Genomic DNA, 20,488 nt, shown 5'->3' with positions numbered 1-20,488 from the left:
TCGCTGAACTCTCGACTGCCCGGACGCTCGTCCGGGCGGGTCAGCCGAGATACGGCGGTCGGGTCGGTGAGACCTGGAACGGCCGGAGGGCGGGCCCCGACGTCGTTGTCGGGGCCCGCCCTCCGGGACTGTCCGGGATTGGAGAAACGGTCCGGGTCAGGCCGAGTCGCCGGTGGAGCCGGCCGGCACGGTGCGGCGGGCCGCCGGGTAACGGATGCTCTCCACCATCTCGGAGATCTCCTCCGGTGGCGGCGCCGTCATCTTCGACACGACGATCGTGACGATGAAGTTGACGACCGCACCGATGGTGCCGATGGCCTCCGGGCTGATGTCGAAGATGTGCGGGTTCGCTGAAGTGCCGAACACCTCCAACGTGTAGATCATGTACGCGGCGGTGAACGCCATTCCGGACACCATGCCGGCCGCGGCACCGGTGGCGTTACATCGTTTCCAGAAGATGCCGAGCACGATGATCGGGAAGAAGCTCGCTGCGGCGAGACCGAAAGCGAACGCCACCACCTGGGCCACGAACGCCGGCGGGTTGATGCCGGCGTAGACCGAGATCAGTACCGCCAGGCCCATGGCGATCCGTCCGGCGAGCAGCCGCTGCTTGTCCGTCGAGTCCCGCTTCACCCGGCGGAAGTACAGGTCGTGCGAGAACGACGAGGAGATGACCAGCAGCAGGCCGGCGGCGGTCGACATCGCGGCCGCCATGCCGCCGGCGGCCACCAGGCCGACGATCGGTGCCGGCAGGCCGGCGATCTCCGGACTGGCCAGCACCAGGATGTCGTTGTTGACGATCAGGTCGGCCCCGGACGTCGGACTGTTGCTGACCGTCTGGATCGTCTGCGCGTTCTCGTTGACCGTGACCAGGCCGGTCGCCGCCCAGTTCTCGATCCACCTGGGCAATGAGTCCGCCGCCACGCCGTTGACGTCCTGCAGCAGGTTCAGCTTGGTGAACGCGCCCACCGCCGGAGCGGTGGTGTAGAGCAACGCGATGAAGAACAGTGCCCAGAACGCCGAGTAGCGGGCGCCTCGGACCGTCTTCGTCGTGTAGAACCGGATGATCACGTGCGGCAGGCCAGCGGTACCGATCATCAGTGACATTGTCACCAGGAACACGTCGATCTGCGGTCGGGCGGAGAACGCCTCGGTGAACTGGCTCAGCCCCATCTGGGTGCTGAGCGCGTTGAGTTCGCCGAGGATCTGCCCGAAGGTGACCTGCGGGATCGGCAGCCCGGTCATCTGCTGTGCCACCGCGATCGCCGGGATCAGGTAGGCGATGATGAGCACCGTGTACTGCGACACCTGGGTCCAGGTGATGCCCTTCATGCCACCGAGCACCGCGTACGCGAAGATGATCAGCGCCGCGACGATGACGCCGCCGGTGATGTCCAGCCCGAGGAACCGGCTGAACACGATGCCGCCGCCGCGCATCTGTCCGACGACGTACGTGAAGGAGATGATGATCGCGGCCACGGCGGCGATCGTCCGTACGGTCTCCGAGTAGCGGTCGCCGACGAACTCCGGGACCGTGAACTTGCCCCACTTACGCAGGTAGGGGGCGATGAGCAGAGCAAGCAGAACGTAGCCGCCGGTCCAGCCCATCAAATAGATGGAACCGTCCGAACCGAGGAACGCGATCAGACCGGCCATCGAGATGAACGACGCGGCCGACATCCAGTCGGCGGCGACGGCCGCACCGTTGGCGACGGTCGGGATTCCCTGACCGGCCACGTAGAAGCCGGTCGTTTCCTTGACCCGGCTGCGCCAGGCGATGCCGAGGTAGAGGGCGAAGGTGAGGATGATGAAGCCGAGCGTCCAGCCCTGGATCTGGGTCACTTCTCTCCCCCTTCCGCCGGTCGCTCACTGACACCGAACTGGTCGTCCATCCGGTCCATCATTTTCGCGTATACCAGAATCAGAATGACAAAGGTGTAGATTGATCCTTGCTGGGCGAACCAGAACCCCAGCGGGAATCCAAGAATCTCGATATTGTTCAACGGCTGGATCAACAGGATTCCGCAGACGAACGAGACGACGAACCAGATGGCGAGCAGGATCACCATGAGGCGCAGGTTCTTGCGCCAGTACTCCTGGCGCCAGCCGTTGTCCGGTGGTGACGTCGCCGGTGGCGGTTCCCCGCCACCGGCGTTGTTGTCGGGGGTTACGTCAGTCACTGTGGGGCCTCCTAGTCGTTATGGGAACGGCAGGTGACGGGCCGTGGCGCAGCGACCGGCAGGCCACCGTGCCGCGACTGTGCCGCTGTCCGATCCGCACCTCCGCTGGTCGGTCGGGACCGCCCGACGGCTTGTGCGGTCGGTCACACCCTTAATCTGGGAAGAGAACGTGACCCGGCCCGGACAGGCAATAGTTGATCTGCCTTACGCCGGGTTGGGGCGGTGAACGGTCTACCTGGGCCTGCGAGCGGTCGGCGGTCGTGGATGAGCGGGGGAGCGTCGCCCGGTTCGCGCGTTTTGTGGTGACTATCTGGCCGCCCAGCGGCCCCGCCCGACCACTCACCGATTGCCGGCTGGGGCACACCAGGGATCCCGGCCTAGCATCCGGTCATGGCTGACACCGCATCCACCGCCGCCCCCGCCCGTCGGCGCATCCTGCACGCCGGCAGCCTCGGCATGATCATCGGCGGTCTGCTCGCGCTGGTCGGCTCGCTGCTCCCCTGGGTGATCACCCCGTTCGGGTCGCTCTCCGGTACCGTCGGACCCGGCCTCTGGACGCTGTCCGCCGGATTCATCGCCGTCGCCGGCGCGCTGCTGCCGTACCGCAAGGTGGCCATCGCACACGCCCTGCTACCCGGGCTGGCGGTCGCCGTCATCATCGGCTGGCAGGCTGCCCGGCTGATCTACCTCAGTTCGACCACCGGCAGCTGGGGGCAGCTGATGCCCGGCATCGGGATGGTCATGGTCGCCGGCGCCGCCGTCGTGCTGCTGCGTACCGCGATCCGGCTGGTCTCGATCCGCTGACGGCCCGGTGGACCGGCCACCGGCCGGCCGCTGAGCAGCGACGGAGGACCGGCGGCGGACGACCGAACGTACGGTGTTGATCTCCATCGGAGCTGGGAGACTGAGCCGGTGACCTACCCCAACCCGTACCAGTCGGGGCCGCAGCAGCCGATGCCCACCTCGGCGCAGCCATATCAGGGGCAGCCGTACCAGCCGGGCGGCTATGCCCCCGTGCCCGGCCCCGGCCCGGCGGTGCCGAAGTCGGCCGGCGCGGCGGTGGCTCTGGAACTGGTGCCCGGCCTGTTCGGGATCTTCGGCATCGGCAACATCTACGCCGGCAAAATGGCCACCGGCATCGTGCTGATGGTCTCGTTCTGGGTGTTCTTCTGGATCAACGTTCTGCTCATGTTCATCGTCATCGGCTGGATAACCCTGCCGATGACCTGGGTGGCCTATCTGGTGGCCGGCCCGGTCCTGGCGCTGCGGGCGACCGAGAGGTACAACTCGCAGTTGCTGTCCGGCCACCGCTGACCGGCGGCGGGAAACCGCCGCCGGTCAGTCGCCGCTCAGTCGTGCGGCAGCGTCTCCGCTGCGGGCCGCAGCGGGCAGCCACGCACCGTGTACGCCACCAGCCCGGCCACCGCCAGCAGTATGGCGCAGACCGTGGCGGCGGAGGTCCCGGCCGGCTGAATCAGCCACGCACCGAGCTGCATTCGCAACTGTCCACTGGGCCCCATCCACGGCATGATCGCGACGATGGTCCAGACCAGCGGAGCGATCCAGGACAGCGCGGCACCGAGCAGCACGGCACCGAGTGCGGTGAGCCCGAGCAGCCCGGCAGTGTTGCGGGCGACGACACCGAGCGGCTCGAACCGGGCGTCGGTGAGCGTGGTGACCAGCAGCAGCCCGATCACCGCGGCGGCAGAGAGCAGCAGATGCGCGGCCCGGCGGGTCGGCCAGCTGACCGCCGCGGTGTGGTCGAGGGCGTCGTCGGCACCGCTGAGCGTGGTGCCGATCGCGACGACCGCGAGCATCACGGTGACACTGATCATCCGGGTGTTGATGGTCTGCCCGTCGGAGAAGACCGGCCAGCTGATCCAGATCAGCGCGATGACACCGACTACGACGGCGGCGGCCATCGGCACTCGACGGGCGCGAAGGTGCAGGCCCAGCCACCTCATTGGTCACCTGCCAGCAACAGCTCCTCGATCCGGTCGAAGTCGCAGTCGAGAGCCGCGTCGCGGGCCTGCCCGACAACCTGTCGCTGCTGCTCGGCCGGCAGACCGGTCAACGCCTGGTACGAAGCGTCGGCCAACTGCCGGTCCTCCGGACGCCACCAGCTCTGCGGTTGCGGCGGCCCGCCGACCAACCAGGCCACCGCGACCTCCTGCGCCAGGTACGGGGCCACCTTGAACACCAGGTGAGGCTCGTCGCCCTCGCACTCCTGTGACCACGCGGACCGCAGCAACTCCGCCTGAAAGTACCCGCTGGACAGATCGGCCCGGCCCGTCCGGCTGATGTCCGGGGTATCGAAGACCAGTACGTCCGAGTCGTTGCGGACCGCCGTCTGCTCGGGTGCGGCCCAGGCGGCCAGCTGGTCGCTCTCCACCGCACGCGTCGGCGGATCCGGCAGCTTGGCCCCCAGCGCAGCGAGCGCCTCCCGGACCGGTCCGACGACGTCGGGCAGCACCGCCGCGTGCACCCTGCGGACACACACCTGCGGGCGGTCGTCGTCGCAGACCAGCTCGACGGCGACGGGGTCGACGACAGCAGCCCCGGTGTATCCGTTGGTGGGCAGCAGCGGTATCGCCACGGCGGCACCGAGGACGGTGGGCAGCACCGCCAGGGCGAGCACACCACGGCGTACCGCGCCGATCAGCAGCAGCGCGGTGCCGGCGAGCGCCGTCAACCACATTGCCTGCAGCAGACTGACCGAGGTCGGGATGGTCTGGAAGTCGTCGACTCCGTTGGGCGTCGCCGGGACGAGCAGCAGCGCCGACGGGTCCGGCCGGGTCTTGACGAAGTTCTCGTCGAAGCCGGACATCGTGACGAAGTCCGGGATCAGACCGATCACGGCGAACCCGACGACCGCGAGGACCGGCGCGGTGACGATCCGGGGCACGGCCCGGCCGGCGGCCAGGCCCAACCAGCTGGCGGCGACCATCGCCAGCGCGCCGACCGCGGTGATGCCGAGGACGGTACCGGAGAAGTAGCTGGCCGTCGGTGCCACCCAGAACGCCCCGACGGCGAGGACCAGCAGGTACACCGCGATCATGGCGGCCGCGTACCCGACGGTGAGCGGTAGGGTCCGTTGCCAGCGCGGCCGTACGGTGGTGGCGAACAACTCGCCGACACGGTGCTGCCGGTCACGCCGGCCCAGCCACGCGCCGCCGGCCAGGGCCAGCGGGAACAACAGCAGCAGCGAACCCCGTCCGTACATCGCCAGCTGGGTCCACCGGCCGGCGAAGGACTGGACAGACGTGAGGGTGACGCCCGCGCCGACCAACACGAGCAGTCCGGCAAGGGCGGGTACCGCCGACCGGCGTACCTCGGTCCGCATGATCCGCCCGGTCATGCCGGTACCTTCCCCCGGTACGCGCGCAGCAGCGCCGAGTAGCCACGTTCGGTGGCGCTGTCCCCGGCGTCCCCGGCGCTGCCCTGCTCGGCCAGCTGCGCCGGGGTTCCCTGCCAGACCAGCTGACCCTCGTTGACCAGCACTACATCGGTGCAGGCCGCGGCGACGTCCTCGACCAGGTGGGTGGAGACCAGCACGCAGCTGTCCGAGCCGACCTCGCGCAGCAGCTCCCGGAAGTCCAGCCGCTGCTCCGGGTCGAGGCCGACGGTCGGCTCGTCGAGCAGCAGCACCTCCGGATCGTTGACGATCGCCTGGGCGATTCCGGCCCGGCGCAGCATCCCACCGGAGAGCGTCTTCAACTTGGAGTCGGCCCGGCTGGTCAGACCGACCCGGTCGACGGCGCGCTGCACGGCGCCGGTAACGGTGGCCTTCGGCATCTCCTTGAGCCAGGCCATGTACTCGACGAACTCCCGCACCGTGAAGCGCGGATAGAAGCCGAAATGCTGTGGCAGGTAACCCAGGCGCTGGCGGACCTGGCGCAGATCGGCCCGGCCGGTCACGTCCTCGCCGAGCAGGGCCAGCCGGCCGCCGGTCGGCTTCAGCACCGTCGCGAGGGCCCGCATCAGGGTCGTCTTTCCGGCGCCGTTCGGGCCGAGCAGGCCGTGTACGCCGGTGCCCAGCGCCAGGTCCAGCCCGTTGACGGCAAGGTGCCGGCCGGTCCGGACGACCAGGCGCTCGGCGTGCACCGCCCACGCGTACGTGGAGGGTGCGGTCTCTGCCGCGCTGACCGCACGCATCATCAATCTCTCCTTAAGTGGACAATTCTGGTGCCTGGCGGATCACCGCCAGGCGGGAGACGTGAATCGATCGGCCGTACGTGCGTACGGCCCGGTCGGTGGGTGGAGTCAGGACCGGTCGGACGAGATCCGGTCGAGGCGTAGCCGGTTGTGGTCGCCCGCCCGTACGGCCGTCACGGCCACCAACGCCACGGTGGCCAGTGCCCAGCCGGGCCAGCTGTCGGACTCCAGGATGACCGGCAGTTGCCGGCCGACCAGACTGGGCAGGATCACCCCGACCGACCAGAGGACCGTCAGACCGAGCGCGGCTCGGTCCACTCCGACCAGCCCGCCCAGTGCCAGCGCGCCGGTGGTGAAGGCCAGACCGGGCAGCAGCCACAGCGCGGGGGACTGCCCGGTCGACCAGCCGGCCGCCGCGAGCACCGGCACGACCACGGTCAACACCGCGAGGGTGCGGCGCAGCAGCAACGGCAACCCGGTCCGGGGCATCGTCGCCATCAGCTCCCAGGCAGGGTCGGTACGGCGGCTCCACGCAGCGGCCACCGGCAGCAGGGGAGCCACTGGAGCGACCAGCAGCACCAGCGAGGGCAGGCTGGCAAAGGTCGTCTCGAACAGAACCGCGATCAGCATCAACGCGCCGGCGGTGGCCAGCGAGGGGAGGATCCGCGCGGCGAACCCGGAACGCCGCAACCGGCGCCGACGTACCGGTGCCGGGCCGGCCTCGATCCCGGCCACGACGCCGACCGCCACCCGGTCGAGCAGTTGCCGGTCGGCTGGGCCGACGGCGTCGGAAAGCTGCGCCCGGCAGGGTGCGCAGGACTCCAGGTGGGCTTCGACCGCCCAGACGGTCGCGTCGTCGACCCGGGGGTCACCGGACGCGTAGCGGGAGATGAGGGTGGGGGTGGGATGGGTGGTCATGACAATGCCTCCCGTAGCGCGAGCCGGGCCCGCCGCGCGTAGGTCTTCACGGTTCCTTCCGGCATGCCGAGCAGGACCGATGTCTCCCGGGTGGTCAGACCGTCGAGCACCATGGCGCGCAGTACCTGCCGCAGGTTGGCCGGCAGGGCCAGTAGCGCCTGTTCCAGGTCGGCGTTCATCCGGCCGGCCAGCGCCTCGTCCTCGGCGGCCGGGGCGACGGTGGCGGCGGTCTGCACCGCCGGGACCCGTTCCCGGCGGGCGCGGGCGCGGAACGCGTCGACCAGCCGGCGGGCGGCGATGGTCCACAGCCAGCCGACCGCGCTGCCCTTCGCCGCGTCCTGAGCCTGGCTGCCGGCCGAGCGCCATACCGCCAGGTAGGTGTCCTGCAGCACCTCGGCGACCATGTCGTCGTCGGCGCACCTGCGGCGTAGCCGCGCGGTCAACCAGGGCGACGTCCGGCGGTACAGCTCGTCGAAGGCCCGCCGATCGCCCCGGGCGATGCGGCGCAGCAGCTCACCCTCGTCGAGTGCGTCCAAGCTCCGTCTCACAACAGGCAAGACGATCCGCGCTCCCACGATGGTTCTCCATCTTGCGTGAGCTGGGTCACGCAGTGTCGTCAATCGGCCGATTCGCCGACGACAGAGGTTCCTCGATGTGCGCAACGCCGCTGTTCCCCGGTGCAGCGCTCTCGCGACCAACCTGGCTGGGTGCGTAGAGTTTCAGGTCGCATCTGCGACGCTCCAGGGACGAGACGGGTACGGGAATGACGGTGGACGACGTACGGCCGCTTGATGAGTCGGCCCAGGCCGGGGTCGACCCGGCGCAGCTGGCGGTCTGCCTCGACGTCATCGAGGCGCTGTCGGCGCTGCCGTCCGACCATCCGGACGTGGTACGGGTGCAGCGGGCCACCGCGAAGCTGTACAAGTCGGTGAAGCGCCAGCGGCGGGCCGAGCGACGCGACGCCGTCCTCTCCGCCGACCGGGCCGTCACCGCCGCGACCGCCACCGGGGCACCCGGGCGCATCGACGACGAGACCAAAGGCATCCCGCTGGTGTCGTCGACCGCCGGCGCCACCGCCGGCATCCTGCGCCAGCCCCGCGCCTGCTACATCTGCAAGGAGCGCTACCGGGAGGTGGACGCGTTCTACCACCAGCTCTGCCCGCCGTGCGCCAAGCTCAACCACGAGCGCCGTGACGCCCGTACCGACCTGACCGGCCGCCGGGCGCTGCTCACCGGCGGCCGGGCCAAGATCGGCATGTACATCGCGCTGCGGCTGCTGCGCGACGGCGCGCACACCACGATCACCACCCGGTTCCCGCAGGACGCCGCCCGCCGGTTCGCCGCCATGGACGACAGCGACCAGTGGCTGCACCGGCTGCGGATCGTCGGCGTCGACCTGCGCGACCCGGCCCAGGTGATCGCGGTCGCCGATTCGGTGGCCGCGCAGGGTCCGCTGGACATCCTGATCAACAACGCGGCGCAGACCGTCCGGCGCAGCTCCGGCGCGTACGCCCAGCTGGTCGCCGCGGAGTCGGCGCCGCTGCCCGACGGGCCGCTGCCGGAGATCGTCAGCTTCGCCTCGGTCGGTGGCCGGGGCGCCGCCGCGACGGCGATCGCCGGACCGTCGCAGCCGTCGGCGATCACCCCCCAGGCGCTCACTGCGTTGGCGTTGACCAGTGGCTCGGCCACCCCGGACCGGATCGCCCTGGCCACCGCGATCGACGCCGGTGGGCTGGTGCCGGACCTCGACCCGGTGAACAGCTGGGTGCAGCGGGTGCACGAGGTCGACGCGGTGGAGCTGCTGGAGGTGCAGCTGTGCAACTCCGTCGCCCCGTTCATCCTGATCAGCCGGCTGCGACCGGCGATGGCCGCTGCGGCTGCCCGGCGCAAGTACGTGGTGAACGTGTCGGCGATGGAGGGAGTGTTCAGCCGCGGCTACAAGGGGCCCGGTCACCCGCACACCAACATGGCCAAGGCCGCGCTGAACATGCTGACCCGCACCAGCGCGCGGGAGATGCTGACCGATGGAATCCTGATGACCGCCGTCGACACCGGCTGGATCACCGACGAACGGCCGCACCCGACGAAGATGCGGCTGGCCGACGAGGGCTTCCACGCACCGCTGGACCTGGTCGACGGCGCGGCCCGGGTGTACGACCCGATTGTCCGTGGTGAGCAGGGCGAGGACCTGTTCGGCTGCTTCCTGAAGGACTACGCACCGGCCGCCTGGTAGGTCGGGGCAACGTGATCCTTCCGCGGCTGCTGGGCGCGGTACGAGACCGGTGCGACCGGTGCGGTGCGACCGGTGACGGCCGACCCACTGCCGCCGTCGGCCGCTGGGCTCGCCGGTTCGACCGCTGGTGGCCGTGTGCCATCTGCTCCGCTGGGACCGCTCGTGGCGACCAGGAGCCATCCCACCGCGCTGAGGCAGGCCAGCATCGCGGTCGGCAGCGTGACCCGGTCCGCTGACGCGCCCAGCCACCAGGTGATGTCCGATCTGCCGGTGACGTAAATGAGGACCAAGGTGGCCGTGTAGCCGAAGTTGAGCAGCCAGAGCCAGCAGTCTGAACCGACGCCGAGTTCCGTGCGTCGATGCCGTAGGAGAAGGGTGCCGGCGACGGAACAGATGACTGCGGCGGCCGCCAGCGGACCGACGTTTCCCCAGAACGCGTCGAGGGTCGGCTGCAGCCGGGCGTTGAGGTGCGCGCCGCCCCGGGACAGGTTGCCGAGGGGCCCAGACTCCTGGATGTCCGACGTCGAACCCACCAGCCGTGACAGCACCACCCAGGCGCCTCCGGCTGCGACGGGGACCCACACCATCCACACCCTGCTGATGCGGTGCCTTTCCCGCAGCGTCACCAGGACAGCCAGGATGCCCCCGCCTACCAGACCCTCGTTCTTGGTGAGGATCGCGGCGGCGAGCAGGATCAGGGCCAGGGCGGGCTGCCGCAGCGGGTCGGGTGAGAGCAGGAGCAGGGCTGCGGCGCCGAGCAGGCTGACGGACCACAACGCGTCGGCGTAGCCGGCGGCGACGTACTCACCGCCGGTCGCCCACGTGGAGAGTCCCACTGCCAGCCCCGCCGACCAGGCGAGTACCGGCCGGGTGCGGGCGAATGCGGTGCGGACGGCGACGACCGCCATCGCAATCGCCGAGAACGTCGTCAGCGCCGACACAAGCTGAGCGGTGCGGTAACCCTGGCCGAGGAGACTCCAGACCGCGGCGACCGGGGCGGAAGCGAGTGGCGGGTAGTCCGTGTGGGAGAACGCGAACCCGGGGTCTGCCATCGCGGTCCGGGCGACCTGCCCGTCGAACAGGAAATAGCCCGCATGCAACCACCAGATCGAGTGCGCGTCCCATGCGGTCGGTGGGTGGAGAATCGGTAGGAAGGGTGCTGCCAGCACGGCGATGGTGGCGACCGCGGCCCGCCACGACATCGACATGGTGGCGATCCGTGGTCGCGTCAGCCACCAACCGGCAGCAGCCCAGCTGACGAGGTATGTCGATGCCAGCCAGAATCTGAACGGCAGGCCGATCGTCACCATGAGGACGACAGCCGCCGTGCTGATGAGCGCGGTGACCAACGGTGCCAGCAGCAATGCCACGAGCGGGGTACGGACGATCGCGTACGACAGCGGCAGGCTGCCGGCCACGACGAGTGCCGTCGTGAGGAGACAGGTGTCGATCATCGGTTGATCTCGTTGAACTCGACGTGGTAACGCGTGCCGGTGGACGTACGGCGCTCGATCAGGCGCACCTGGTAGTCGGCCTGCTGGTGATCGACGACCAGGGTGCCGCCGGTCAACGCGGTGAACTCGGCGAGTCGTTGGTGCCACAGGTGTCGCAGCGGTGGATCGATGACCACCCGACTGCCGGGTGGGACAGTCGCTACGAACGTGGCGCGGGCGGCTTCGAAGTCGCGGTGCAGGCGACGCTGCGACGCCAGGTGCTGCGGCGCCCTGGCATAACTGAAGCCGGTGGTCCCGGCATCGACGGCACCCTGGACTGCCAGGCCGGCGGAGGTGAGGCCGAGCGCGATCACCAGAATCTGTGCCACGTAGCGTCGTGGACCTGTCCCGCGGACATGCACTGCTGATCCCGTTCTCTCCGAATTGTGGCAGGCCGACACTCCGTCCGAGGCAGCTGAGTGATCGCCGGTGGACGCCGGCTCCCAGGTGCCTCGTCGCGGTAATGATCCCTCGACAGAGGGACGACAGTTGGACAAATCAACGTTTCCGGTGCGCGCGCTGCGGCCTGGTGGCTCTCGGTCGGCCCCGTCGTGCCGGTCGGGTCGTTGGCAAGCGTTTCGGAGAATTTCCCTAGATTCGACACTTGCCGGCGAACCAACGCCAGGGCCGGTGCCGTCGACACCTGGACACCGGTATATCGGACGGCAGGTGCCGCCTGCGCGATCGCCACGGTGCGGATAGAAGGGACAAGTCGGATGATGACGCGCTTCAAGAAGGTCGCCGTCGGGCTGACGGCGGTCGCCGCCCTGACGTTGGGCCTGCCGGCGAGCCCAGCGTTCGCCATCAACCAGGTTTCCTGTGCCGACCGTAACGACTTCCTGAAGCTGCACATCGATCTCGGTGGTGGCTACCGATTGGTCCGATGCTTCGCGAACGCAGGAGCGACCGGGACGAACATCAGCGGCGTCTACCGGTTCGACAGCGGCAACAACAAAGCGACCGTCAACTACGAGCGGGATGGCCGCTATTACAGCACGACTCTGGAGAAGTGGTGGGGTACCGATTTCGCGGGTGCCCGGGTCCGGGTGTACGAGGTACGGATCTGGTGATCGGCGACTGACCACCTGCCGTCGGCCTGCCCTGCCGCGTCCTGTCGTCCAGCGGAGGGCGGGCCCCACGGCGAGCGTTTCGGGCGGTCTCGACGGATCAGTCAGTGACCGGTGGGGCGGTCCGGGTCGCCTCGGCCAGGGCGGCCGCCGCGCTGGCGTACGGGTTGTGGGTATTAGGCGCGGGCCAGCCCACCGGGGACGGTGAAGTACTCGGCCGACAGCTTCGCCGGATCAGTGGCTATCTCGCCTGGCCGGGGTCGTAGAGCGGCTGGCCGGAGATGTAGATGGTCGCGCCCGGTGCGGCGTGCTGCCGGCGTTGGCGATGAGCTGCCGGACCTCGTTGTAGGTCGCTCCATTCTGGGTGAAGATGCAGATCTGCACCCATACGGCGGTCGGCCGGCCGTACTGGGCGGCTTGCCGGTCGAAGGCCTGCCACGAGCTGGAGTTGGTGTTGGTCAAGGACTGGACGACCGCTCCGCCGGTGCCGTAGGGCCCCCACATGCGTTGGCCGCCGATCGCGACGTAGCCCTGGGCGATGTTCTCAGCCATCGAACAGCCGATGAAGCCCATCGATCGGGCAGGTTGCGGTCCGGGATGTTCGTCAACATCGCTGAGCTGTCGGCGTACCGGGGTGGGCAGTTCTGGCGCTGGGTGGCCAACACCGCGCGGTACGCCGGGGTCGGCGCGGCGGTCTCGGCGGCGCTGTCCGGGCTCAGCGGCTACCGGAATGCGGGCCAGTGCTCCGGCCTTCAGGCCGGGGGTGAAGGCCCGCGCTGGGAGGGCCGCCAGGGCCCGAGCAGTGCTCTAACCTGGTCCGGTTGCTGCTCGGCCACCTGGCCGGCGACTCACACGCCGCAGTGATCCTGCCGACCGAACTGGTGGTGCGGGGCAGCGCCTGACCCCTGGTGCCCGGATCGGGTCTGCCGGGCGGCATCGGATCTGGCAGGCTGGTAACTGTGCTGACGGTGCCGGTGCGGCAGCTCGGGGAGACCGAGCGTGGGGCGGTGGAGCGGATCCTCGACCTCGACCCCTATGCCGCGCCGCAGGTCGCGGAGCGGATCGCCGCGCGCGGACTGGCCTGGTGGCGCTCGGACGGGCGGGTCTTCGGCTACGGGCCGCGCCGCCAACTCGAGTCGCTGTGCTGGCTCGGCGGGCATTTGACCCCGGTGCACGCTTCGCCGGCTGCGGTCGCGGCGTTTGCCGACCGGCTCGCCATCGAGGAACGGGTCTGCTCGTCGATCGTCGGTCGGGCCGACGCCGTACTCGGGCTGTGGGAGCGGATCGGCGGGCAGTGGGGGCCGGCCCGGGAGATCCGTGCCGACCAGCCGCTGCTGATCGCCGACCGGCCGCCGGCGGTGCCGGCTGACCCGGGGGTACGCCTGGTCCGGCCCGACGAGATCGACCTGCTCTTCCCGGCGGCGGTGGCTATGTACACCGAGGAGGTCGGCGTCTCCCCGGTCGCCGAGGACGCCGGGCGCGGCTACCGGCGGCGGGTCGGCGAGCTGGTCCGGGCCCGTCGCACGTACGCCCGGATCGTCGACGGCACGGTGGTCTTCAAGGCCGAACTGGCCGTCGTCACCCGGCACACCGCGCAGGTCCAAGGGGTCTGGGTCGATCCGATATGGCGCGGCCGTGGGCTGGCCACCCCGGCGATGGCGGCGGTGGTCCGCGACGCGCTGCGCCGGGTCGCGCCGACCGTCAGTCTGTACGTCAACGATTACAACACCGCGGCCCGTCGGGTCTACGACCGGTGCGGTTTCCGCCGGGTCGGCTCCTTCGCCACCGTGCTCTTCTGAGCCCTGCCATCCGCGGCGTCGGCACGGTCCAGCCACTCCTACTCGTCCAGCCAGCCACTCCTACCCGTCCAGCGGCCACGGAACCGCGTCCGACAGCGGTGGTACTTTGTTCGGCGTTCGTCCAGGACGAACGCCCAACAAGGTTGGGGAGGCTGAGCGGGCCGGGGTGTCCGGTCTTGGCGGCGCAGCGCACGCGCGTACCGGCTGGTGCCGGCCAGCCAACCCGCCAGGCAGGTCCATCAGTGAAGGCAACCCGATCGTGGCACACGGTTACCGGGAATTCGTCCGTCGCCAACGGGCCGAGCTGCACGCCGGCAGCACACTGGTCACGACCCGGGCCGGTCTCGTGGAGTACGGGGAGGTCGGCCCACCCGCTGGCCGGGCGGTGCTGCTCTTCGCGGGCGGCGGTGGCGGCTACCGGAATGCGGGCCAGTGCTCCGGCCTTCAGGCCGGGGGTGAAGGCCCGCGCTGGGAGGGCCGCCAGGGCCCGAGCAGTGCCCTAACCTGGACGGTTCTGCTGCTCGATGTGCTGCGTCACGATGCTCGGTGGCGCGCCGGCGCGACCACACGACAAGCCAGGTCCACGTTCCTAGCCGAGTGACACCCGGTAGAGCCGGCCCGTCGTGACACACGGATCCGGGGTCACCCGGGCGGCGGTGGAGAGCAACGAGCGTGGCTCGTCGTGTCGCCGGACGGTCCGCGGATCGGCGTCCGCCGGCAGCGGCAGCAGGTGGAGCTGGTCGACTCCCCAGGTGGCGATCCGGTCGCGCCGTTGCGCGACCGGGATGTCGGCGAAGTTATCCGGGAAGAACGTCGTCCGCCGGCCGGTCAGGGTGCTGTGCCGGCCGACTTCCGTGCTGGTGACGATGGTCAGCGTCCCGTCGCTGCGGCAGCGCCGCAGCTCCTGCTCCACCACGCCACCGGTGAGGCTGTCCGGGTCCGGCGGCACGGTGGTTAGCTGGTGTCCGAGCGCCCAGCCTGCCGGCAGCGTCAGCAGCAGCACGCCGACGGCATGCCCGGTCCGCCGCCCGGTCAGCCGGGCCGGGACCGGGGCCCGCAGGATCAGCACGACTGCGGTCAGCAGCGTCAGCAGCACGGCCAGGCTGAGATAGCGTCGGCTCAGGTAGCCGGTGCTGAGCTCTGAAAAGGCGACCTGTGCGGTGAATGCGGCCAGCGCGGCCAGGCCGACCAGCAGCCATCGCGGCCCATGGCGCAGCGGTCTGCGGCCGCGGCGAAGCTGCAGTCTGCGGCCGCGGCGGAGCAGCAGGCCGGCGGCGACAGTGGTGGCCACGACGGTGGGTGCCCAGACCGCGGCCTTGGCCGCCTGCAGGACAGCCGCCGGCGCGTTGCCGACGAGCCGGGCCAGCCAGCCGATCGGGTCGTCGGCGGCGGTCGGAAGCTGGTCGACGTCGATCACGTCGGTGACGTACAGCTGCGGCACGGCCAGCGCGATGATGCGGTTGTCCGCCGGGAACGGCGTACCGAAGTGAACCAGCCCGTAGACCGCCCACGGCGACATCACGAGGGTGAAGACCAGGCCGGCTGGCAGCAGCCAGCGCCAGTCCCGGCGGCGGATCACGACCAGCAGCACCGCCAGGAGCAGCACAGCCGGCAGGGTGTCCGGTCGGGGGAGCACCAGGCCGCCGCCGGTGACCCCGACCAGAATCGGCCAGAGCGGACCACAGCCCATCGAGTACGGCTCGGGCGACTGGTAGCTGTGCCGGGAGGCGATCCGGAAGAAGTCGCCGCCGAGGGTCTGGGACAGCTCGTAGTAGCGCCACGAGTCCGGGTTCTACGGCGGGCCGTCCCAGTAGTAGAGCAGCAGGACGGCCAGTACGCCGACGAGCGTCGCCCAGCCGGCGGCGGGCAGCCAGCCGGGCACCGACAGGGTCCGCCGGGCGTCGACCGGGTCGCTGGTCGAGTCCTCGGTCGGTCGCCCGGTGAGCCGGGTGAGCCTGCTCACGCCCCCGCCCCGATCGTCGCCGCAAGGTCGTCCGATGTGGCCGGACGGGCCGATGCGGCCCGGGCGGTCGTCCGGTGCGCCGGTCACCTGATCGTGCAGGTATGGCCCTGGTGGTCCGGCGGTACGCCCTGGTGCCTCGGCCGGCTGGCAGACCACCACGTCGCGGACCGCGTACATCGGCCGGGCCCGTACCTCGACCAGGATCCGCCAGGTACTCGCCGAGCACCCCGAGGATCAGGAACAGGCCGGTGAATCCGCCGGACACCAGGATCGCCAGGGTGGTCCACCCTTCGATGGGGTCGGACTTGACGAGGAACACCGCGACCGCGTACGCGATGCCGGCGAGCGAAAGGGCGCCGAACGTCAGGGACAGTCGGTGTGCCACCCGTGGCCCGAAGTCGGAGAACGACAGCAGGATGTCGAAGGCCAGGCTCGACGTCTCCCGGTCCAGCCGCCGGCGCGCGGCGGTGTCCACCGTGGTCCGGATGTACCGCAGGTGCTCGTGCCGGTGCCCGAGGATCGCGTACAGGGCCTTGCGGTAGCGGACCCTTTTCCGCATGGCGAGCATCGGGGCCAGCGTGCGCCGGGAGGTCAGTCTCAGACGCTCGGTACGCAGCGGGGTGTCGAGGTCGCTGTACCGGTTGACCAGGCGGTAGAACACCCGGCGCCGACTACCTGCTCCGGGCGGAGGAGGCGGCGCGGCTGGTGGCCGCCGTCGACTCGCCGGGGCTGCGGCTGCACCTGGACACCGCCTGCATGGCGCTGGCCGGTGACGACGCGGCGGCCAGCGCCGACCGCTTCGCTCCGCTGCTGCGCCACGCCCATCTCAGCGAGCCCGACCTGGCGGCGGTCGGCACCCCGGACCGCGCCCACGCCGACTTCGTCGCCGCGCTGCGGGCCGTCGGGTACGACCGGTACCTGAGTGTCGAGATGCGCCCGACGGACGGCGATCCAGTCGCCGCCGTCGATCGCGCCGCCCGGTACGCCGTGGCACTGTGCCGTGAGCGGCCTTGACCGGCACCCGACAACTCGACCCCCCAGGCGACCAGGTACCAGGCGACCAGGTACCAGCGCCCTCCCGGAGCGACCGGCGGGTACCGCGTTACGACCGACGCGACTTCGCACCCCGGCGCAGCCGGTACGCGGTAGTGGTTCCGGTGATCAACGAGGGTGACCTGCTGCGGGCGCAGCTGAGCCGGATGCACGACCACGGTCACGGCCTTGACGTGCTGATCGCCGACGGGGCAGCACGGACGGCTCCGTCGCCGACGACTTCCTGGCCGGCCACGGCGTACGGTCGGTGCTGGTCAAACGCGGTCCGGGCCGGCTCAGCGCGCAACTGCGGATGGCCTTCGCCGCAGCCCTGGACGACGGCTACCACGGGGTGGTCACCGTGGACGGCAACGGCCAGGACGGCGTCAAGGCGATCGGCCGGTTCCGGGACCGGCTGGACGACGGGTACGCCTACGTGCAGGGCTCCCGCTTCGTCCCGGGCGGCGTGGCGGTCAACACGCCCTGGTCCCGGTACCTCGGCATCCGGCTGCTGCACGCACCGTTGCTGTCGGCCGGGGCGCGGACCTGGTACACCGACACCACCAACGGTTTCCGGGGCCACTCGGCCCGGCTGCTCGCCGACCCCCGGGTCAACGTGTTCCGGGACGTGTTCGACGCGCACGAACTGCTGGCGTACCTGCCGGTGCGGGCGGCCCGGCTGGGGCTGCGGGTCTGCGAGGTGCCGGTGACCCGCGCCTACCCGGCGGGAGCGGTGCCGACCAAGATCAAAGGCCTGTCCGGGAACCTGGACCTGCTGGGCGTCGCCGCCCGCGCCGCCACCGGCCGCTACGACCCGGCACCCTGACCGGCCGCTACGACCCGGCACCTGACCAACCCAGCGGCGGATCGCCCGGCGGAGCTCAGCCCAGCAGCAGGGTCAGGGTGAGCGCGACGGCGGTGACGGTGACGGTGGCCACCAGCCCGGTCCAGCGCAGCCACGGCCGGCCGGACCCGGTCACCGGCAGCCGTCGCCAGCGCAGCACGCCGGCCGCCACCCCACCGGCGGCGAGTCCGGCGGCCACCGCCCACCAGCCGGCCCACACGTCGTGCCAGGCACCGGCGAGGTGCCCGATCAGCAGGTAGAGCAGCGCGCTCGACGCCGAGCCGATAACGTTGAGCCGGTCGGTCACCGGCAGCCAGCGCCGCCGGCCGCCGAACGCGGTCGCCGCCGGGGTGGCCGCGGCGGCCAGCAGCAACACCACGGTGACGCCGATCAGCAGCGGCCCGGCCCCGGCGGCGTCGCTGTCACCGGCCACCCCGAGCAGCGCCAGCCCGATCGGCTCGACACCCTTGTCGGTGTTGCCGAGCACCACGACGCCGTCGCCGGTGGCCGGGTCGAAGCCGACGTACGACCGGAAACCGCCGGTCCCGCCGTTGTGCCAGGTGATCGCCCGACCGTCGTACGTGGTGGTGAACCAGCCGTAGCCGATCCGGCGGGTGTCGTCGTCGGCGGTGAACCGGGGCTGGGTGGCGTCCGCGCCGGGCGCGGAGCCGTCGAGCAGCGCGGTGACCAGCCGGGCCAGGTCCGGGGCGGTGGACCACAGGCCGATGCCGGCGCCGGCCAGCCCGGAGCCTTGCCACGGATCGGCGGCGCGCCCACCGGCGGTGGATCCGGTCGTCGCACCGGCCGGCAGGTCGGCCCCGTCGAGGGAGTAGCCGGTGTCGCTCATGCCGAGCGGGCCGATCAGCCGTCGCTCGACCAGCGCCGGGTAGGAGCCGGCGTCGGCCTCTCCAACACTCCCGGTCTGCTCAGCCTGGTCAGTCTGCTCGGCCAGCGCGATGCCGAGCAGCGCCGCGCCGAAGTTGGAGTAGTGCACCTCGCCCCGACCGTCACCGACCCGGGCGCGGGTCAGCGCTGCGCGGATCCGGTCGACGTCCAGACCGGCGTACGGGTCGGTGCCGCGCAGCGCCCCCAGCGTCATGGTGAGCGTCGCGGTTGCGCCGACCGTCGGCAGCCGGGGCAGCCCGGACCGGTGGCTGGCCAGCTCAGCCAGGGTGATTTCACCGACCGTCGGGTCGGCGAACTCCTGACCGGGCAGCGCCTCGGCGAGCGTCGTGTCGCCGTCGACCTGCCCGGCGGCGATCTGGTCGGCCAGCAGCATCCCGGTCAGCGTCTTGCCGATCGAGCCGATCTCGAACGGGGTGTCCGGCCGTACCGGCTCGCTGGCGCGGCCGACGGTGCCCGGAGCGCGGTCACCGAGTCCGGCGACCCGTACCTGCCCGTCGGCGATCCGCGCCACCGCCAGACCCCGGTAGCCACCGGGGTCGTCGATCACCGCGCGGACCTCGTCGGCGAGCGCGAGGTCACCGGTGGCGGCGTCGCCGAGGCGGGCCGGCCAGGGCGCGATCAGCGCGGCGAGCAGCCCGCCGACGACGGCGACAGCCGCCGCGACGATCAGAGCGCGGGTACGCGTCGGGGTCATCGGTGTGCTCCGGACAGGACGATCAGCAGGGGGACGACCCGTTCCGGCGGTACGGCGTACTGCCCCCGGGTCGACGTGCGCAGCCAGCCGGCGCTGACCAGTTGCCGCAGGTGGTGGTAGAGCTGACCGGTGGTGCCGAGCCCGTCGATCTCGGCCAGGGCGGCGACGGTCCGGGTGCCGGCCAGGATGTGCCGGACCAGCAGCAGCCGCACCGGGTGGGCGAGCGCGGTGAGGGTGTCGGCGTACCCGGTCCAGTCGGCGTCGAGCAGGTCGTCGACGGTGTGCCCGTACTGCCAGTCGTAGTGTTCGCCGGTCGGCAGGGTGACCGTGCCGGTGTAGAGCACCGCGCCGGAGGTGCCGCCGACCTGGTCCTTGAGTCCGTCGAGCGCCCAGAACGGGTTGCCGGTGTCCGGTCCGACGGCGTTCGGTCCGGTCGACGCGTCGCCGACGGCTCGGTCGGCGTCAACGGCTCGGTCGGCGTCGAGACGCGCGACGAGGTCCTGCACGGTCCGTTCCAGGGCGGTGACCCGCTCGGTCAACTCCGGCTCAGTCATCACCCCATTATTACGTAGTTACGTAATTTCTGCAATCGGAGTGGGTCGGGTCGCGGGCCACCTGCCCCGCCGTCGCCACGCACCACACCACGATCAGCAGCAACAGCAGCCGCTCCAACGTGCCGACCAGCAGCCCGCCGCCGACCAGCAGCATGCCCAGCCCGACTGCGGCGGACAGCGGCAGCGCGGCGGCGGCCCCGAGCAGCGCCAGCCGGCGCAGCGGACAGGTCGACACCGGCGACCAGAACACGGCGATCATCGCGAAGACGCAGCAGGCGACGGCGACGATGCTGGCCCCGCCGTGCACCAGGTCGGTGGCGGTGACCGGGTCGTGTGGCGGCAACGGGCAGCCGTCCCGGCAGGAGACGGTCGCCGAGACCGTCGTCGCGCCGGCCGCCGCGACCAGCAGCCAGGCGGCGGCGCGGACCGGGCGCAGCGCCCCGGCGAGCAGCAGCAGGCTCACCGCCAGGGCGAGCAGCCCCGACTGGTACGCCACCACGGAGCCGCCGTCGCCGACCCCGGACTCGCTGACGTACCCGCGCAGTCCCGGACCGGGACCGGCGACCACCGCGACCGTCACGGTCACCGCCCCGCCGACCGCGCCGACCGCCGCCCCGACCGCCCACCACCTGGTACGCCTCACCCGCCTA

Annotated in this window: 24 protein-coding genes; 9 read left to right on the top strand and 15 right to left on the bottom strand. The window is 71.0% G+C overall.

Features of this window, described 5'->3' with window-relative positions:
• Window positions 1-156: 156 nt before the first annotated feature.
• Window positions 157-1,842 carry a sodium:solute symporter family protein gene (locus O7543_RS11010; protein ID WP_281553910.1) on the bottom strand — a complete coding sequence of 562 codons (1,686 nt, stop codon included), beginning with the start codon at window positions 1,840-1,842 and terminating at the stop codon, window positions 157-159.
• The gene (locus O7543_RS11005; protein WP_281553911.1) at window positions 1,839-2,180 is read right to left on the bottom strand and encodes a DUF4212 domain-containing protein; all 342 of its coding nucleotides are present in this window, start codon (window positions 2,178-2,180) and stop codon (window positions 1,839-1,841) included. The genes O7543_RS11010 and O7543_RS11005 overlap by 4 nt, the downstream gene beginning before the upstream one ends.
• 390 nt (window positions 2,181-2,570) lie before the next feature.
• Between O7543_RS11005 and O7543_RS11000 the strand changes: the two genes are divergently transcribed.
• Window positions 2,571-2,984 (top strand): hypothetical protein, encoded by a 414-nt coding sequence (locus O7543_RS11000; RefSeq protein WP_281553912.1) that lies wholly within the window; start codon window positions 2,571-2,573, stop codon window positions 2,982-2,984.
• Window positions 2,985-3,092: 108 nt separating this feature from the next.
• Entirely contained in the window at window positions 3,093-3,494 is a 402-nt protein-coding gene (locus O7543_RS10995; RefSeq protein ID WP_281553913.1) for a hypothetical protein, read from the top strand.
• A gap of 35 nt (window positions 3,495-3,529) precedes the next feature.
• Here the strand turns inward: O7543_RS10995 and O7543_RS10990 are convergent, their stop codons facing one another.
• The 5 genes from O7543_RS10990 to O7543_RS10970 all read right to left on the bottom strand — a co-directional run bounded on the left by O7543_RS10990 (window position 3,530) and on the right by O7543_RS10970 (window position 7,801).
• Window positions 3,530-4,144: a hypothetical protein gene (locus O7543_RS10990; RefSeq protein ID WP_281553914.1), complete on the bottom strand. Its 615-nt coding sequence runs from the start codon at window positions 4,142-4,144 to the stop codon at window positions 3,530-3,532.
• Window positions 4,141-5,538, bottom strand: coding sequence for a hypothetical protein (locus tag O7543_RS10985; RefSeq protein WP_281553915.1), 1,398 nt, complete (start codon window positions 5,536-5,538; stop codon window positions 4,141-4,143). Before O7543_RS10985 ends, O7543_RS10990 begins: the two co-directional genes overlap by 4 nt.
• Window positions 5,535-6,335 (bottom strand): ABC transporter ATP-binding protein, encoded by an 801-nt coding sequence (locus O7543_RS10980; RefSeq protein ID WP_281555499.1) that lies wholly within the window; start codon window positions 6,333-6,335, stop codon window positions 5,535-5,537. The genes O7543_RS10985 and O7543_RS10980 overlap by 4 nt, the downstream gene beginning before the upstream one ends.
• Before the next feature lie 108 nt (window positions 6,336-6,443).
• Entirely contained in the window at window positions 6,444-7,253 is an 810-nt protein-coding gene (locus O7543_RS10975; protein WP_281553916.1) for a zf-HC2 domain-containing protein, read from the bottom strand.
• Window positions 7,250-7,801, bottom strand: coding sequence for an RNA polymerase sigma factor (locus tag O7543_RS10970; RefSeq protein ID WP_281567396.1), 552 nt, complete (start codon window positions 7,799-7,801; stop codon window positions 7,250-7,252). The genes O7543_RS10975 and O7543_RS10970 overlap by 4 nt, the downstream gene beginning before the upstream one ends.
• Window positions 7,802-8,016: 215 nt before the next feature.
• Between O7543_RS10970 and O7543_RS10965 the strand changes: the two genes are divergently transcribed.
• A complete protein-coding gene (locus O7543_RS10965; RefSeq protein ID WP_281553918.1) occupies window positions 8,017-9,486 on the top strand; it encodes an SDR family NAD(P)-dependent oxidoreductase in 1,470 nt (489 codons plus the stop codon).
• Here O7543_RS10965 and O7543_RS10960 read toward each other — a convergent pair.
• Together O7543_RS10960 and O7543_RS10955 are read right to left on the bottom strand one after the other, a co-directional pair.
• Window positions 9,465-10,940 (bottom strand): hypothetical protein, encoded by a 1,476-nt coding sequence (locus tag O7543_RS10960; protein WP_281553919.1) that lies wholly within the window; start codon window positions 10,938-10,940, stop codon window positions 9,465-9,467. The two genes, O7543_RS10965 and O7543_RS10960, sit on opposite strands and share 22 nt — an antisense overlap.
• Entirely contained in the window at window positions 10,937-11,308 is a 372-nt protein-coding gene (locus tag O7543_RS10955; RefSeq protein WP_281553920.1) for a hypothetical protein, read from the bottom strand. Before O7543_RS10955 ends, O7543_RS10960 begins: the two co-directional genes overlap by 4 nt.
• 387 nt (window positions 11,309-11,695) lie before the next feature.
• On the opposite strand from O7543_RS10955, the gene O7543_RS10950 reads away from it, so the two are divergent.
• A complete protein-coding gene (locus O7543_RS10950) occupies window positions 11,696-12,049 on the top strand; it encodes a beta/gamma crystallin domain-containing protein (RefSeq protein WP_281553921.1) in 354 nt (117 codons plus the stop codon).
• Window positions 12,050-12,280: 231 nt separating this feature from the next.
• On the opposite strand, the gene O7543_RS10945 is transcribed toward O7543_RS10950, so the two are convergent.
• The gene (locus tag O7543_RS10945) at window positions 12,281-12,598 is read right to left on the bottom strand and encodes a hypothetical protein (RefSeq protein WP_281553922.1); all 318 of its coding nucleotides are present in this window, start codon (window positions 12,596-12,598) and stop codon (window positions 12,281-12,283) included.
• Between the two features lie 45 nt (window positions 12,599-12,643).
• On the opposite strand from O7543_RS10945, the gene O7543_RS10940 reads away from it, so the two are divergent.
• The 3 genes from O7543_RS10940 to O7543_RS10930 all read left to right on the top strand — a co-directional run bounded on the left by O7543_RS10940 (window position 12,644) and on the right by O7543_RS10930 (window position 14,446).
• Window positions 12,644-12,910: a hypothetical protein gene (locus O7543_RS10940; RefSeq protein ID WP_281553923.1), complete on the top strand. Its 267-nt coding sequence runs from the start codon at window positions 12,644-12,646 to the stop codon at window positions 12,908-12,910.
• Between the two features lie 95 nt (window positions 12,911-13,005).
• Window positions 13,006-13,845: a DUF4081 domain-containing GNAT family N-acetyltransferase gene (locus O7543_RS10935; RefSeq protein ID WP_281553924.1), complete on the top strand. Its 840-nt coding sequence runs from the start codon at window positions 13,006-13,008 to the stop codon at window positions 13,843-13,845.
• A 259-nt stretch (window positions 13,846-14,104) separates the two neighbouring features.
• A complete protein-coding gene (locus O7543_RS10930; RefSeq protein WP_281553925.1) occupies window positions 14,105-14,446 on the top strand; it encodes a hypothetical protein in 342 nt (113 codons plus the stop codon).
• On the opposite strand, the gene O7543_RS10925 is transcribed toward O7543_RS10930, so the two are convergent.
• The gene (locus O7543_RS10925) at window positions 14,435-15,535 is read right to left on the bottom strand and encodes a hypothetical protein (protein WP_281553926.1); all 1,101 of its coding nucleotides are present in this window, start codon (window positions 15,533-15,535) and stop codon (window positions 14,435-14,437) included. The genes O7543_RS10930 and O7543_RS10925 overlap by 12 nt on opposite strands.
• A gap of 102 nt (window positions 15,536-15,637) precedes the next feature.
• Window positions 15,638-15,808: a hypothetical protein gene (locus O7543_RS10920; protein ID WP_281553927.1), complete on the bottom strand. Its 171-nt coding sequence runs from the start codon at window positions 15,806-15,808 to the stop codon at window positions 15,638-15,640.
• A 675-nt stretch (window positions 15,809-16,483) separates the two neighbouring features.
• On the opposite strand from O7543_RS10920, the gene O7543_RS10915 reads away from it, so the two are divergent.
• Together O7543_RS10915 and O7543_RS10910 are read left to right on the top strand one after the other, a co-directional pair.
• Window positions 16,484-16,822 (top strand): TIM barrel protein, encoded by a 339-nt coding sequence (locus tag O7543_RS10915; protein ID WP_281555500.1) that lies wholly within the window; start codon window positions 16,484-16,486, stop codon window positions 16,820-16,822.
• A gap of 286 nt (window positions 16,823-17,108) precedes the next feature.
• Window positions 17,109-17,666: a hypothetical protein gene (locus O7543_RS10910; RefSeq protein WP_281553928.1), complete on the top strand. Its 558-nt coding sequence runs from the start codon at window positions 17,109-17,111 to the stop codon at window positions 17,664-17,666.
• Window positions 17,667-17,721: 55 nt separating this feature from the next.
• Here O7543_RS10910 and O7543_RS10905 read toward each other — a convergent pair whose 3' ends face one another.
• From O7543_RS10905 to O7543_RS10895, 3 genes are read right to left on the bottom strand one after another with little or no spacing between them, the layout of a single operon-like run.
• On the bottom strand, window positions 17,722-19,284 hold the full coding sequence (locus tag O7543_RS10905; protein ID WP_281553929.1) for a serine hydrolase domain-containing protein: 1,563 nt from the start codon (window positions 19,282-19,284) through the stop codon (window positions 17,722-17,724).
• On the bottom strand, window positions 19,281-19,838 hold the full coding sequence (locus tag O7543_RS10900; RefSeq protein ID WP_281553930.1) for a helix-turn-helix domain-containing protein: 558 nt from the start codon (window positions 19,836-19,838) through the stop codon (window positions 19,281-19,283). Before O7543_RS10900 ends, O7543_RS10905 begins: the two co-directional genes overlap by 4 nt.
• 10 nt (window positions 19,839-19,848) lie before the next feature.
• Window positions 19,849-20,481, bottom strand: a complete 633-nt coding sequence (locus tag O7543_RS10895) for a DUF998 domain-containing protein (RefSeq protein ID WP_281553931.1) — start codon at window positions 20,479-20,481, stop codon at window positions 19,849-19,851.
• Between the last annotated feature and the right edge of the window lie 7 nt (window positions 20,482-20,488).

It is taken from the genome of Solwaraspora sp. WMMA2080 (assembly GCF_027497395.1).
Lineage (GTDB): Bacteria > Actinomycetota > Actinomycetes > Mycobacteriales > Micromonosporaceae > Micromonospora_E.
The sequence above is the reverse complement of the archived record's forward strand: the minus strand, read 5'-3'. Positions and strand labels throughout refer to the sequence as shown.

What these genes read in the sequence shown, in the direction of transcription:
- O7543_RS11000 (WP_281553912.1), top strand. Translation starts at nt 2,571, where the DNA reads ATGGCTGACACCGCATCCACCGCCGCCCCCGCCCGTCGGCGCATCCTG.
- O7543_RS10990 (WP_281553914.1), bottom strand. Translation starts at nt 4,144, where the DNA reads ATGAGGTGGCTGGGCCTGCACCTTCGCGCCCGTCGAGTGCCGATGGCC.
- O7543_RS10985 (WP_281553915.1), bottom strand. Translation starts at nt 5,538, where the DNA reads ATGACCGGGCGGATCATGCGGACCGAGGTACGCCGGTCGGCGGTACCC.
- O7543_RS10980 (WP_281555499.1), bottom strand. Translation starts at nt 6,335, where the DNA reads ATGCGTGCGGTCAGCGCGGCAGAGACCGCACCCTCCACGTACGCGTGG.
- O7543_RS10975 (WP_281553916.1), bottom strand. Translation starts at nt 7,253, where the DNA reads ATGACCACCCATCCCACCCCCACCCTCATCTCCCGCTACGCGTCCGGT.
- O7543_RS10965 (WP_281553918.1), top strand. Translation starts at nt 8,017, where the DNA reads ATGACGGTGGACGACGTACGGCCGCTTGATGAGTCGGCCCAGGCCGGG.
- O7543_RS10960 (WP_281553919.1), bottom strand. Translation starts at nt 10,940, where the DNA reads ATGATCGACACCTGTCTCCTCACGACGGCACTCGTCGTGGCCGGCAGC.
- O7543_RS10950 (WP_281553921.1), top strand. Translation starts at nt 11,696, where the DNA reads ATGATGACGCGCTTCAAGAAGGTCGCCGTCGGGCTGACGGCGGTCGCC.
- O7543_RS10945 (WP_281553922.1), bottom strand. Translation starts at nt 12,598, where the DNA reads ATGGCTGAGAACATCGCCCAGGGCTACGTCGCGATCGGCGGCCAACGC.
- O7543_RS10940 (WP_281553923.1), top strand. Translation starts at nt 12,644, where the DNA reads ATGTTCGTCAACATCGCTGAGCTGTCGGCGTACCGGGGTGGGCAGTTC.
- O7543_RS10925 (WP_281553926.1), bottom strand. Translation starts at nt 15,535, where the DNA reads ATGGGCTGTGGTCCGCTCTGGCCGATTCTGGTCGGGGTCACCGGCGGC.
- O7543_RS10905 (WP_281553929.1), bottom strand. Translation starts at nt 19,284, where the DNA reads ATGACCCCGACGCGTACCCGCGCTCTGATCGTCGCGGCGGCTGTCGCC.
- O7543_RS10900 (WP_281553930.1), bottom strand. Translation starts at nt 19,838, where the DNA reads ATGACTGAGCCGGAGTTGACCGAGCGGGTCACCGCCCTGGAACGGACC.